This is a genomic window from Gemmatimonadota bacterium, from assembly GCA_026706845.1.
Lineage (GTDB): Bacteria > Latescibacterota > UBA2968 > UBA2968 > UBA2968 > VXRD01.
In genome coordinates, this window is sequence record JAPOXY010000069.1 from 13,908 (window position 1) to 27,096 (window position 13,189).

General features: G+C 50.9%; 12 protein-coding genes. 8 read left to right on the forward strand and 4 right to left on the reverse strand.

Annotation, left to right across the window (positions count from 1 at the left end; all coding sequences use genetic code 11):
* Positions 1-3: 3 nt before the first annotated feature.
* Positions 4-1,206, forward strand: coding sequence for a DegT/DnrJ/EryC1/StrS family aminotransferase (locus OXG87_06700; protein ID MCY3869230.1), 1,203 nt, complete (start codon positions 4-6; stop codon positions 1,204-1,206).
* Positions 1,203-1,826 carry a tetratricopeptide repeat protein gene (locus OXG87_06705; protein MCY3869231.1) on the forward strand — a complete coding sequence of 208 codons (624 nt, stop codon included), beginning with the start codon at positions 1,203-1,205 and terminating at the stop codon, positions 1,824-1,826. Before OXG87_06700 ends, OXG87_06705 begins: the two co-directional genes overlap by 4 nt.
* Before the next feature lie 16 nt (positions 1,827-1,842).
* Here OXG87_06705 and OXG87_06710 read toward each other — a convergent pair whose 3' ends face one another.
* Together OXG87_06710 and OXG87_06715 are read right to left on the reverse strand one after the other, a co-directional pair.
* Entirely contained in the window at positions 1,843-2,550 is a 708-nt protein-coding gene (locus tag OXG87_06710; GenBank protein MCY3869232.1) for a DUF445 domain-containing protein, read from the reverse strand.
* A gap of 22 nt (positions 2,551-2,572) precedes the next feature.
* The gene (locus OXG87_06715; GenBank protein ID MCY3869233.1) at positions 2,573-3,649 is read right to left on the reverse strand and encodes a M20/M25/M40 family metallo-hydrolase; all 1,077 of its coding nucleotides are present in this window, start codon (positions 3,647-3,649) and stop codon (positions 2,573-2,575) included.
* A 191-nt stretch (positions 3,650-3,840) separates the two neighbouring features.
* On the opposite strand from OXG87_06715, the gene OXG87_06720 reads away from it, so the two are divergent.
* Positions 3,841-6,978, forward strand: coding sequence for an efflux RND transporter permease subunit (locus tag OXG87_06720; protein MCY3869234.1), 3,138 nt, complete (start codon positions 3,841-3,843; stop codon positions 6,976-6,978).
* A 21-nt stretch (positions 6,979-6,999) separates the two neighbouring features.
* Here the strand turns inward: OXG87_06720 and OXG87_06725 are convergent, their stop codons facing one another.
* A complete protein-coding gene (locus OXG87_06725) occupies positions 7,000-8,025 on the reverse strand; it encodes a Gfo/Idh/MocA family oxidoreductase (GenBank protein ID MCY3869235.1) in 1,026 nt (341 codons plus the stop codon).
* A complete protein-coding gene (msrA, locus tag OXG87_06730) occupies positions 8,022-8,570 on the reverse strand; it encodes a peptide-methionine (S)-S-oxide reductase MsrA (GenBank protein MCY3869236.1) in 549 nt (182 codons plus the stop codon). The genes OXG87_06725 and msrA overlap by 4 nt, the downstream gene beginning before the upstream one ends.
* Before the next feature lie 195 nt (positions 8,571-8,765).
* Here msrA and OXG87_06735 point away from each other — a divergent pair, with 195 nt between their 5' ends.
* Genes OXG87_06735 through OXG87_06755 form a run of 5 tightly spaced genes read left to right on the forward strand, consistent with a single transcriptional unit; the run spans position 8,766 to position 12,982 of the window.
* Entirely contained in the window at positions 8,766-9,590 is an 825-nt protein-coding gene (locus OXG87_06735) for a TIM barrel protein (protein ID MCY3869237.1), read from the forward strand.
* 16 nt (positions 9,591-9,606) lie between these two features.
* Positions 9,607-10,605, forward strand: a complete 999-nt coding sequence (locus OXG87_06740) for a Gfo/Idh/MocA family oxidoreductase (protein ID MCY3869238.1) — start codon at positions 9,607-9,609, stop codon at positions 10,603-10,605.
* 6 nt (positions 10,606-10,611) lie between these two features.
* Positions 10,612-10,947: a hypothetical protein gene (locus OXG87_06745; protein MCY3869239.1), complete on the forward strand. Its 336-nt coding sequence runs from the start codon at positions 10,612-10,614 to the stop codon at positions 10,945-10,947.
* Between the two features lie 15 nt (positions 10,948-10,962).
* Positions 10,963-12,270, forward strand: coding sequence for an alpha-L-fucosidase (locus OXG87_06750; protein MCY3869240.1), 1,308 nt, complete (start codon positions 10,963-10,965; stop codon positions 12,268-12,270).
* A 4-nt stretch (positions 12,271-12,274) separates the two neighbouring features.
* Entirely contained in the window at positions 12,275-12,982 is a 708-nt protein-coding gene (locus OXG87_06755) for a phytanoyl-CoA dioxygenase family protein (protein MCY3869241.1), read from the forward strand.
* Positions 12,983-13,189 lie beyond the last annotated feature (207 nt).

The following is a 13,189-nucleotide window of genomic DNA, read 5'->3' on the forward strand; positions in this document are numbered from 1 at the left end:
TTTATGTACCGCATCGGACAACCCGAAATTAAGCGCGTTGAAAAACTCCTGGAAAGCGGTGAAATTTTTCGCTATGGCAAAGCTGGCGAATGCGATCAGTTTGAAGCAGATTGGGGAAAGCGATTAGGCGGTGTGCAGGTCCGCATGACCACCAGTGGCACGGCATCGCTTTATTGCGCCCTCATTGGTCTGAAAGTTGGACCTGGCGATTCGGTCATTGTGCCATCGTGTACCTATATGGCAACCGCACTCGCCGTTGTTGCCGCAGGAGCCATGCCCATCATTGCCGAAGTAGATGAATCGATCACCCTCTCGCCCGAAGATGTCGAACGAAAAATTGCCCCGCACACAAAAGCCATCATTCCCGTGCATATGTGGGGATTGCCCTGTAATATGGACGCGCTGATGGACATTGCAGAAAAACGCGGGGTAAAAGTATTGGAAGATGCCTGCCAGGCCGTGGGCGGTGGATACAAAGGGCGCGAACTCGGGTCCATCGGGCATGCCGGGGCATTCAGCTTTAACTATTTCAAAAACATGACCAGCGGCGAAGGCGGCGCGTTTATCTCTGCCGATGAATCGATATTTCGGCGCGGATCAGTAGCCGCAGATTGTTGTTCCTATTACTGGAATCCCGACGAACACCGCCCAGATGAACAATTTGCTGGATTGAATTTCAGAGCCACGGAAATCTCAGGCGCCATTCTCAATGCACAACTCGAACGCATCGACGAAATGCTGGATCGCATGCGCGGCCACAAAAGAACCCTGACAAAAGTGGGCGAAGACGCGGGCCTGACATCCATTACAAACAATAGTCTGGATTGCGAATGCGGGACCCATGTCGGCTTTATTTTCGATTCTGAAAAAAATGCACGCGCCTTTGCCAAACGGATATCGGAATTGAAAGGACGCGCTTTTTTGCCCATCGATACCGGGCGACACGTTTACACGCGATGGGATCCCATTATGCGAAAGCAGGGCGCACACCATCCCGCGCTCGACCCATTTAATCTGCCGCAAAACAAAGCATTGAATATCGAATACTCAATGGACATGTGCCCCAAATCGCTGGATATCTTGAGCCGCGCAGTACTCATTGGCATGCACCCGGACAACGACCGAGAAAAGATAGACGAACTTGCAGATGCCATACGGGAATCTGCACATATCGCGAAACATCGTAAAAAGGAGATTTTGGCATGAAAATGCAATGGATATTAATTCTGATTTTGACCCTGAGCAACAGTGTCCTATCTGCGCCGAGTAAACCCGCACCTCGCAAACCCAAAGAGGGCCAAAACGAAGCTGCAATCCGCCACTACAAAGAAGGCTTGCGCCACCGGGATGCGGCCTGGGTCTATGAAGAAAAAATGTCACTCACAGAAGGAGAAGAGCGAGAAACGTATGCGCGGTTTATCCAGGACCTGTACAATCGCGCACTGGGAGAGTTTGCGAAAGCGACCGAGCAGGACTCGACCTATTACCAGGCATTTAGCAGCTTGGGATACGTCAAGCGCAAAACTGGGGATATGGATGGGGCAATGACAGCGTACAATCGCGCATTGACGCTAAATCCAAACTACGCAGAAGCCATTGAATATCGCGCAGAAGCGTATTTGATCACGGGACATGTGGAAGAAATGAAAAAAGCGTATGGCGTATTGGCCGCACTGAATCGCCCCCATGCAGCGCGATTGTTGACCTTTGTAACACAATGGGCAGATGGCGCAACCGATGCAGATATGGCGACCTCTTTGCGGACATGGGCATCTGAACAAAAAGAAAAGCTCGGCGAAGTGAAAAAATTTATTGAGAAGTGGTAATAGGCGATCGTATTATCTAATAAAAAAAACTGGTAACCAAACCGATAAAACCGCCAAAAACGCCACCCCAAACGACCAGCCAGCCCAGATGTTTGTGAATCATATCCTGTACAATGGTCTTAACCATTTCGGGCGTCAACTCGTTTAGACGCTGCATAACAATGGCATCAACCTTATCAATCATTTCATCTGTATGACTCGCGGTATTCAACCCTCTCTGGATGGCATCGAGAAATTTGGGAGAGGAGAGCAAGAGGCGGATTTCTACCCGAACTTTTTCGACAAACGGATCTCTGAGAGGCTGTAATACCGCCGCACCGCCGATCATATTGATCATGCTGCCAAAAGGAGAGGTCATAACAGCCTCCATCAGGCGGCTGAAGATGCGGTCGCAGTCAACGGCCTCAATAACGGGGTCGGCATCGAATTCATCTGGAATTTTTTGTTCGGCGAGAAATTTTTTAACATTTTCAGCGGTAAAGAACTGATTCATAATCAAAGCGTGAATACCCGTCTTAAATTCTTCAAACCGGCTCGGCACAACGCCCGAACCGTAAAGTCCCGGCACCTTCTCAAAAAGCATGTGAACCGCCAACCAGTTGGTCAGAGCGCCCGAAGTTGCAAAAAGCCCGACCGCGAGCAAATGGTCGGAATAAACAGGACTGACATAACCTGCACCGATCAGGCCGACCGCGAGCAGATTTGTCACAAGGCTTTTATTCATACTGGCGTCCTTAAAGGGAATCTCAAGATTGGAGATAAGAGAACAACGCGGCAATCAAATTGTCAAAAACGCTCAGACGACAGACTTCATAACCGTGGGAATTTTCTCTCGGATACCCAATAGTTCCAGCCCGAGGCACGTGGCCCGCCTGAAGAACGCCCGAGGCATCGGATGCCGCACGATCGTACACGGCGTATTGCAACTCTGTACCCGCGCGCTGAGCCGCTGATGCGAGATCGGCAATCAGGCCCTGATCAAAATGCATCTGGCTATCTCTTGACCAGACCGCTGGACGACCATCGAGCCGAAGTTGTTGGTTCCGGGGCATAGGGGCAGAATCAACCGCGATAAAAATTTCGACCGGATTCCGCGCAGTCCAACCGCGTGCCCCAATCAATCCGGTTTCTTCCTGAACGAGAAAACACAGGCAGGTCGTGCGATTGGGTTTTATCTTTTCTTCTGAAATGCGCTGAAGCAGGCGCAACAGTGTGAGACTCCCGCCCCGGTTGTCAAATAACCACGCGGAAACGAGCGGATCGTCGGGTGGCCCAAAAAAATGAGGCCCGCGCACACCGGCCACTGGTACAGCAGTCGATCCAACGCGCACACCTGCGCGGGAGAGCTGATCGGGTGTCAAACCAGTGAGTAAATGACAATAGGGCCAGGTAATGCCGCTTTGCCCTGTTGCAAATTGCGTGTTGGGATCCGATGGATCAGTCGTATGCATAGAACCAAAACAGAGATGCGCCGCAACTGTCTCTGCGCCATCTGAAACGATTTCAACAGGACATTCACCGAGTTTCCATGGATACAACCCACCGCTCGGGCGCACCTGCAACGTACCATCGGCATTAATCGCGGTAATCACCATAGCGAGTTCATCCATGTGACTGGCAAGCGCGATGCGTCCCAGATCGGGATTTTGCCCGGGGACTTCCACCCAAACATTGCCCTGATGGTCTTGTTTCGGCGCATGTCCCAAATCGGCAATGCGATCCATAATAACCCGGGCCATTCGTTCTTCGCGGCCCGATGGCGCCGGAACGCGCAAAAGGTCTGACAACAAAAGTACATTGGGATCATCTTGAGGATAGGACATAGAGCGTCACCTTTCCATTTTGTGATTATTATCGACCAATAAGAATACGCTGGCACGTACAATTTATCAAGTGCTTTCAAAATTCCTGAAGCCTTTTGGTGTGTTATCCGTCCAATGATTTGACATAAACTCTTACACCCTTCTATATAAAAAATATGAACCGCCATTCTTCCCTACTACCGCGCATTTCAGTGAATCGCCCCGTCACGGTAGCGATGTGCCTGGTCGCGTTGCTCCTGGTGGGTATTGTGGCCTATTTTCGCGTACCGGTGAAATTCTTCCCCTCGGGATTTACACCGGCTTTTTTGTATGTGGATATCGAATACAATCACCGCAACGCCTCGCCCCAGGAAGCCGAACAACAAATCGCTCGCCCGTTGGAAGAACAGTTGCGCGCAGTAAAGGGCATAAAGAAAATTCGCACGTACAGCGCGTCTTATGGCGTGGATGCGCCCATTGAGTTTCAGCCCGATACAGATATGGTCCTGGCTTATAATCAGGTGATAGATCGCCTTGAGCGTCTCAAATTAGAATTGCCAGAAGAGGTACGCGATCAAGTCTATGTGTATAAGTTTAATGTAGATAGCTGGTCCATTATGTGGGCGGGCGTCTCTCTGGATCTATCCATTGTCGATCCCTATCAGTTCTTAAACCTGCATGTGAAACGGCGTTTAGAACGGGTCGAGGGCGTGGGCAGAGTCAGCTTTTGGGGTGTGGATGAAAAAGAAGTCATGATTGAACTGAGCCACGAGCGATTGATGACCCGGGGAGTGGATTTGGGAACGGTGGTGCAATCGCTGCGATCGGACAACTTCGCGCTTTCGGTCGGGCATGTGCGCGAAGGCGGCAAGCGATTTTTTGTGCGATCACTCGCCAAATATCAAAGTATAGATGAAATCAAAAATATTCTCATCCGCACCCCCCAGGGTGAGGTGCGCCTTGGAGATATATCAGACGTAGTTTACGATATCCCCGGACGGTCCTGGTTTCAGCGCATTGATGGGCGAGAAGCTGTATCGATCGCGATTTATCAAGAATCGGGCGCCAATATTGTAGAAGTATGCGAGCGCGTGGTGGCGGCTTTTCAAGAGATTGAAAACGATCCGCTCATGGAGAATCAGATCGCTTTCAATGTGTTTTTTAATCAGGGCGAATACATCAACGATTCGATTCGCAATTTGGAAACCACAGGACTTTGGGGTGGGCTATTTGCCGCGATGGTCTTGCTATTCTTTTTAAGGACCGTGCGGATGACGGCGATTATCACCCTATCTATTCCCCTGTGTGTGATGATTACAATTACGGCACTTTATTTTCTCGGCTGGTCGCTCAATGTCCTGACCATGATGGGCCTGATGGTAGGCGTGGGAATGGTGGTCGATAATGCCATTGTGATCCTGGAAAATATCTATCGCATGCGCGGCAAAGGGCTGCCCGCCAAAGAAGCGGCCATTGCAGGTGCTGGCGAAGTCGGATTGGCGATCACTATGGCAACGCTCACAACCGTTGTCGTATTTTTGCCGCTGATGCTGATGAGCGGCAGTGTAGAATTGACCTTTTTTCTCGCGCGCATTGGTGTACCAGTTGTGGTCGCACTTGTTGGATCGCTATTTGTGGCACTCATTTTTATTCCGCAGGCAGCATTGCGCTTTGGCAGTTCCCAGGTCAAATCCGACCCCGCCATCATTCAGCGCACGCGCCATTATTACGCGCGCATGCTGAACTGGACACTCACCCACCGGCGCGATGCATTTTTGATCGCCCTTGCCTTGCTCGGAAGCATCAGCTATCCAATGAACGAACTCAAACGCGGCGATTCGGACGGCAGCATGCTCAACGATTTTCGCATCGAGTTTAGTTTTCCAAAGGATTTTAGCATTCGAGATGCCAGCGACACAATCGCAGAAGTCGAGGATTTTTTAGATACCCGCCGCGAGAAATACGGGATTGAAACCATGCGCGTGTGGTTTAGATCTACGTATGGCTCTATTCACGTCTTTCTGAAAAAGACCAATGAAGCCTGGTGGCAAACAACCTATAAATCCGTACGCGCATTGATCGGTATTCCCATACAACAGCACTTACCGCGCAACACCGTCATCGAAGACCTGAAAAAGCACGGCCCCCAATTTGTAGGTGTCAAAGTGGCTGTACAGGGACAAAGCAGGAGCGGTGGTGAAGGCGGTGATTCTGCCGTTTCACTGGCTCTCTATGGGGATGATGTCGATGTACTCGCGGATCTGGTGCAAGAGGTTGACCGACGGCTAAGAGAAATCCCATCGGTCATAAGCGTGGATTCAGACCTGGAACGCGCCAATGATGAAGTGCAGGTCATTATCGACCGGGAACGCGCACAAAAATTTGGACTCGTAGCTCGAGACGTGGGGCGCAGCATTGGTTTCGCGCTTCAAGGCGTACAATTGCCCTATCTCCAATCTGACAACCACGAAATCAGGGTGCGCTTGTATTTGGAAAAATTGAATCAGCAAACACTGCAACGCCTGAAGCGTTTGACTTTTCCGTCTGAAACGGGCACACAGGTTTCATTGCTGGATTTTGCCACCCTGCGCGTAAATCAGGGACGCGGTACCATCAGACGCGAAGATGGCAAAACGCGGTTGCGGGTGCGGGCTTTCACAACCAAAGAAGACGTCAAAGAACTGTATGGAGAAATTGACCGCGCAATGGAAGGATTTGAAATGCCGCGCGGTTATACCTGGGACAAAGGGGAAAGATATTCCAAGCTGCGGGAAGAAGATTATACCATGTATTTCGCCGCGATTATGGCCGTGACCTGCGTATTCCTTTTAATGGGTGTTTTGTTCGAATCTTTTATACTGCCATTTTCTGTTTTGTTTTCCATCCCCTTTGCCTTTCTGGGCGTTTATTGGACGCTATTTGCGACCCAAACGCCTATGGCAGGATTGGCCATGGTAGGTATAATTGTGCTCATAGGTGTGGTCGTCAACAATGCGATTGTACTGGTCGATATGGTGAATCGTCTGCGCGCAGAAGGCATGCATCGAACCGCTGCAATCATGGAGGCGGGAGCAAATCGCTTTCGCCCCATTATGATGACGACATTTACAACCGTCTGCGGCCTTTTGCCAATGGCTCTGGGAAGCAGTAAAGTTTTGGGACAGCCCTATGCACCTATGGGATTCACCATGATCGGCGGCCTGCTTTCTTCGACTCTGCTCACCCTGCTGCTCGTCCCCTTGTTTTACACATTTTTAGATGACCTGCGCTCAGCCCTCAAAAGGTTGACAAATAGTGCCTTCAAAGCGCTAAAAGTTGGCGACACACAAGCGGCAGACATGGCGGATTAATTTTGCTCACCTTCTTGAACCTCACGAAAGTTCGACATCCACCGGAGCTTTTCGCTCGATGCTATCGCAAATCGCCTCGCATACCACCATCGCCTGACACGCATCTCTCAGAGTTGGTGAATCTGACTCCCCTTTTTGTACAGCCCGCGCAAAAGCCTGCATTTGCCCCCAGTACCCACTTCGTTTTTCCGCATTGTCCCGCACGGCGGGAGAATAAGATTGAGATGGAATACCGGGCGAGGGTTGGTACCCCCCTTCGGGTGAATGGGGTTCAAAATCCAACGTATGCAAATTCACCAGACGCAAATGCGCCCGCGCATCGCCCGCCGCTTCAATCTTACACGTCCAATTTGGGGTACAACCCGTCAGCGTAATCATTCCGGTTGCACCGCTATCAAAATGCGCGGTACAGGCAATTGCAAATCGTCCCCCCTCACCAACCGACAAATCCGCGTAAACCCGCTCGATTTCCCCACCCAAAAAACGCGCGAGATCTACCGCGTGTGTTGACTGAAAAATCATATACTGCCAGCCCGCACGATAGTCTGAATCATCCGGCCACATCGGACCTGGCATAAAATACCGACTCTCCAAAAAAAGCAATTTCCCAAACTCGGGCGTCGCCATAAACTCTCGAAATTTTTGCACCCCAGGCGCGTGTCGCATATTGTGACCAATCTGCGTAATCAGCCCTCGCCTCTCAGCCATATCAGCCAACTCCTGAGCCTGGGCTGTTAAACGCGCTGGAGGCTTCTCCATCATCAACGGCAACCCCGCTGCCAGCACCTGCTTCCCACACTCAAAATGCATATCCGGCGGACCCACGACCATCACGGCATCCAGATCTTCCTTCTCGAGCATATCAGACAAATTTGTGTACCATCTTCTCGCCCCAAAAAACCGCGCATTGCGCTCTGCCAGTTCCACTTGCAAATCACAGCAGGCGTACAGATCCAATTCTGGTATGGTTGCAAAATTGGGATACCACGATGCACTCGCCTGTTTCCCACAGCCTACAAACCCAACGCGAACAGGTGCGTCACTCATTTTTCACCCCTCAGTTTATTGCGAAACGACTTGCGAAACTTTTGCACTTTGGGATTGATAACAAAGATGCAATACGGTTGATATGGATTCTCGACAAAATAATTCTGATGATACGCTTCCCCCTCATAAAATATTGGAAGCGGCGCAATCTCCGTCACAATCGGATCAGCCCATAAATCCGATGCATCTGTCTCGGCCTTTGACTGCTCGGCAATTTTCTTCTGCTCTTCATCGTGATAATAGATCACCGATCGATACTGCGTACCCACGTCATTCCCCTGACGATTCAATGTCGTTGGATCATGCGTGCGCCAGAAAATGAACAGAATCTCCTCAAACGAAATCGCAGTCGGATCAAACGCAATCTGCACCACCTCGGCGTGTCCTGTGGTACCCGAACACACCTCCTCGTATGTCGGATTCTCCACCGTTCCCCCTGCGTATCCCGACACGACTTTATGCACGCCAATCACATCCTGATAAATCGCCTCCACGCACCAAAAACACCCGCCCCCGAGCGTCGCGGTCTCCATTGCACTGGACATAGTAATACTCCTTTGTGGCTATTTGCACGCTGCATTTTGCATGCATCATATTCCTACCCACACCTTTTGTCAAGGCGAAATCGGAATCTCACCACACAGCAGATGGCGATTTTCTATTTGACACACGCGCGCGATCCTGTCAAATTAAACCCTTGTTTTAGACCATTATTTTTTTCAACCTTAAAGGAGAGTTACATGCCCCAACGGGAATTCAACCTCAAATACGCCCCGCACCACGGCCATTTCTCAAACAGCGCGGGCGATGACTATCTCGACCAACTCAAATACGCCGCAGATCAGGGCTTTACAGCCTGGGAAGACAATGGCATGCCCAAACGCGACATAGGAATGCAAGAAAAAATCGCCGCAGAAATGACCCGATTAAACCTCGAAATGGGTGTTTTTGTCGCCACGGGATCTTTTTCAGATGTCACATTTGCCGGCGACGATGAAGATGCAAAACAGGCCGTGCTAAAAGATATCAAAGCCGCCATAGAAGTTGCCAAACGCGTAAATGCAAAATGGTGTACAGTCGTACCCGGGCTTTACGACTTAAAACTCGCGTGGGATTATCAAACAGCCAATGTGATCGAACTGCTCAAACGATGCTGCGACATTCTCGAAGAATCGGGTCTGGTAATGGTATTGGAACCGCTCAATCGTCTAACTAACCACCCTCGCGTTTATCTGGCTGGCTCGCCACAGGCATATCTGATCTGTCAGGCTGTCAACCACCCGTGTTGCAAAATCCTCTTTGACATCTACCACCAGCAAATCACCGAAGGCAATCTCATTCCCAATATCGACCGCTGCTGGTCTGAAATCGGTGTTTTTCAAGTAGGCGATAACCCCGGTCGCAAAGAACCCACCACTGGTGAAATCAACTACAAAAGTATCTTCAAACATCTACACGAAAAAGGCTGCACGAGCATCGTCGGCATGGAACACGGCATCAGCCTGCCCGGCAAAGAAGGCGAAGACCGTCTGATCCAGGCTTATGTCGAATCGGATGATTTTTAGGTAAGGAATCTATACCATGAAAGCAATTCTCGTCGGCCTCGGTGGTCGTGCGCGTCACTGGCAGGCCGCGTGTGAAGCACATCCCGGAGTCGAATTGGTCGCCTATGTCGAACCCTCAGAAGAAAATAAAAAACGCGCGATAGAAGAACGCGGCGTACCCGCAGATCTCATCTTCGACGACCTCAGCGATGCCGCCTCCGTAGAAGCCGACTTTGTCGTTGATGTCACCCCACCCGCTGTTCACGAAACCATCGCGATGAAAGCCTTTGATGCGGGCCTCAACCTATTGGGCGAAAAACCCCTGAGCGATAACTTCGAAGCCGCTAAGCGCGTCGTTGAAGCGGGCAAAAAAGCAGGTGTCAAACACATGATCACACAAAACTACCGCTTTAATGCACTGCCCCGCACCACGCGGCGCCTGCTCGAAGCCAGACATATTGGCGACGTGGCGCAACTCGACGTATCGCTCTATGTCGATTGGGCAGACAATCCGGGCAGCCACTATGTAACAGAACCCTATATGTTCCTCACCGACATGGGCATCCACCACTTTGACATGATGCGCTACACCCTCAATGCCGACCCCGTCAGCGCACACGCCATCACCTGGAATTTGCCCTGGGGCTGGCATCAGGGCGACGCCTGCCAGATTATCGTCTTCAAATTTGAAAACGGCATAGTCGCCACACATCGCGGTATTGGCTGCACAATGGGACATGTGCCTGCGGGACACAACGGCGAGTGGCGCTACGAGGGGCCAAAAGGCACGCTCACGTGGGAGGGCTTTGATCTCTTTTACACACTCAAGCACAAACAAAATCCACAAATCCGCGAACAAATCGCACTCGACGAAATCGACGGACCAAATCCCGTGCTCAACGAATTTGTTCGCGCCCTTCGCGAAGACCGCCAACCCGAATGCAATGCAGAAGACAACCTGAAATCCATGTCCATGGTCTTCGGAGCCGTCACGAGTACGATGGAAGGACGAGAAGTACAGCTATCAGAACTCTAATCCGCTATGATCGTCAAATTTAGAGAACAGAATACCGAATATCCCGATCTCACGCCCAACCAATATTATGTTGTAATTGGGATAGAAGCCGATGATTTTAGAATCTTGAACGACGCAGGCAGGCCCTTTCTCTATGATGCTACGTTGTTTGAGATAGTCGATTCTAAAGAGCCTGACGATTGGGTCACAGAGATTGGTGAAGATGGCGAGCGTTATGCCTATCCATTGCCGTTAAATTCGGTTGGTTTTTTTGAGGACTTTTTTGACGGGAAGAAAGACGCAGTCGTCACATTCTGGCGGATTGTCAATCATCAACTTGCTGCTGCATCGGAAACTGTTTAAGATAAAGGAGAACACATGTCAGACCTGCAGGGTGACACGAATTGGTTTACACATGATAGATTCGGACTGTTCATCCACTGGGGATTGTACGCATTGCCCGCGCGGCACGAGTGGGTGAAGCAGCGAGAAGAAATCCCCGACGCACAATACGATCGGTACTTAAAATACTTCGATCCGGATTTGTACGATCCCGAAGCCTGGGCAGATGCGGCGGCCAACGCAGGCATGAAATATTTTTGTGTAACCACCAAACACCACGAAGGCTTCGCGCTGTGGGACTCCAAACTGACGGAATACAAAGCGACCAATACCCCCGCGCACAGGGATTTGTTAAAACCCATGGTAGAAGCATTTCGGTCACGGGATATGAAGGTCGGCTTTTACCACTCCCTGATCGACTGGCACCATCCGCATTTCAGAATTGACGCTGTTCACAGCCTGCGGAACCACCCCGATAAGGACAAGTTGAACGAACCTCGCGATCAAGCCCAATACGCCGCGTATTTGCACGGTCAAGTCCGCGAATTGCTCACCGAATACGGCAAAGTGGATATGCTCTTTTACGATTTTAGCTATCCGGCCGGCGCAAGGGGCAGGCCCGAGGGTTTTGACGGCAAAGGGCGAGATGATTGGAACAGCATTCAACTGATGAAAATGACGCGCGAGTTGCAGCCGGGTATTGTGATTAACGACCGGCTGGACCTGGACGACGTAGAAGGCGGATGGGATTATCGCACACCCGAACAATTTATGCCGCGCGAATGGGTCACCTATCAGGGCGAGCGCGTATTGTGGGAGACCTGTCAAACATTTTCGGGGTCGTGGGGCTATCACCGCGATGAAACAAGTTGGAAGAGCATCGAGCAACTGGTGCAAATGCTGGTCGGCGTGGTAAGCCGCGGGGGCAATTTATTGCTCAATGTCGGACCGACCGGACGCGGGGTATTTGACGATCGAGCATTGGATTGCCTGAACGGAATGGGCGAATGGATGAAATGGCACAGCCGATCCATTTATAGCTGTACTGCCGCGCCAGAGGAATTTCAGACGCCGGAGGATTGCCGCTTGACCTACAATCCCGACACCAATCGGCTGTACGTACACCTGTTCACCTATCCGTTCCGCCATCTGCATCTCGATGGATTTGCTGGCAAGGTAGAATACGCCCAGTTATTAAACGATGCTTCAGAAGTGCGATTTCACCAGCCCCGCGCTGGACACACGGGAGACAGCAGTATCGAAAGAGAAACCCTGACACTGGAATTGCCCGTGCAAAAACCCAATGTGACAGTGCCCGTAGTCGAGTTGTTTTTGAAGGAGTGAAAAAATGACAATGATTGAAACAGACCTCCGCAAACTCAGTGGCGACGAGGTGGCGATCTATCGCGAACAGGGCTATGTGATTGTGCCAGATATATTTCCGCTGGAGGAACTCGCGGAAATCGACCGCGAGATCGATCGACTTCAGGAAACACAAAAAAGAACGGGGCGCAACAAGGGATGGATCATGCAGTTGGGATTGCGATCAGAAGTGACCCGCCAATTTGCCCAAGATGAGCGGGTATTGACACTGATCGAAGACATTGTAAAACCCGGCATTTCGATTTATTCGGCCAAGTTGACGGCAAAAGTGCCGCATTCCAACGACATCTGCCACTGGCACCAGGACGACGCGTATTACAATACACGCGCCCTGAGCAAAACGCGCATGTCCACCTGGATACCGCTACAGGACGCGGATGAGACAAATGGGTGTTTGTGGGTCGTGCCACAAAGCCATAAGGGCGGCGTGGTCACGCATGGACCATTTGGCGGACAATGCCCAAAGTGTATGGGACCAGCCGATCTTATGTTCGATGATGCGATCCCCTGTCCTGTAAAAGCCGGGGATATCCTTTTATTCCACGCCTGTTTGTGGCATCATTCCAAAGGCAACCAGACAGACCATATACGGCGGGCATTTATTGTCTCGTATCAAGAGGCCACTGTGCCCCGTGGCAATGGCGATCAGTATAAAATTCTGAGGTCCGCATAAGGAGATAGTAGAACAGGAGTTTGGGATCTGTTGTTCCCGCCCGACTTTCACATTGTATGAGATATAAAATCCCAAAACTAAAGATTTTCTCGCTTCTCCCCCCTATCCGCGTCTTACCCTTCCTATTCTTGTGCGCTACCCTATTGCACGCCCCCACATGGGCGCAATCTCAGGCGACCACCGGCGTTATCCGCGGCTTTGTCTGGG

Coding starts and splice junctions, on each gene's coding strand:
- OXG87_06715 (MCY3869233.1), bottom strand. CDS start 3,649: ATGTCCTATCCTCAAGATGATCCCAATGTACTTTTGTTGTCAGACCTT.
- OXG87_06725 (MCY3869235.1), bottom strand. CDS start 8,025: ATGAGTGACGCACCTGTTCGCGTTGGGTTTGTAGGCTGTGGGAAACAG.
- msrA (MCY3869236.1), bottom strand. CDS start 8,570: ATGTCCAGTGCAATGGAGACCGCGACGCTCGGGGGCGGGTGTTTTTGG.
- OXG87_06735 (MCY3869237.1), top strand. CDS start 8,766: ATGCCCCAACGGGAATTCAACCTCAAATACGCCCCGCACCACGGCCAT.
- OXG87_06705 (MCY3869231.1), top strand. CDS start 1,203: ATGAAAATGCAATGGATATTAATTCTGATTTTGACCCTGAGCAACAGT.
- OXG87_06700 (MCY3869230.1), top strand. CDS start 4: ATGTACCGCATCGGACAACCCGAAATTAAGCGCGTTGAAAAACTCCTG.
- OXG87_06755 (MCY3869241.1), top strand. CDS start 12,275: ATGACAATGATTGAAACAGACCTCCGCAAACTCAGTGGCGACGAGGTG.
- OXG87_06750 (MCY3869240.1), top strand. CDS start 10,963: ATGTCAGACCTGCAGGGTGACACGAATTGGTTTACACATGATAGATTC.
- OXG87_06740 (MCY3869238.1), top strand. CDS start 9,607: ATGAAAGCAATTCTCGTCGGCCTCGGTGGTCGTGCGCGTCACTGGCAG.
- OXG87_06745 (MCY3869239.1), top strand. CDS start 10,612: ATGATCGTCAAATTTAGAGAACAGAATACCGAATATCCCGATCTCACG.
- OXG87_06710 (MCY3869232.1), bottom strand. CDS start 2,550: ATGAATAAAAGCCTTGTGACAAATCTGCTCGCGGTCGGCCTGATCGGT.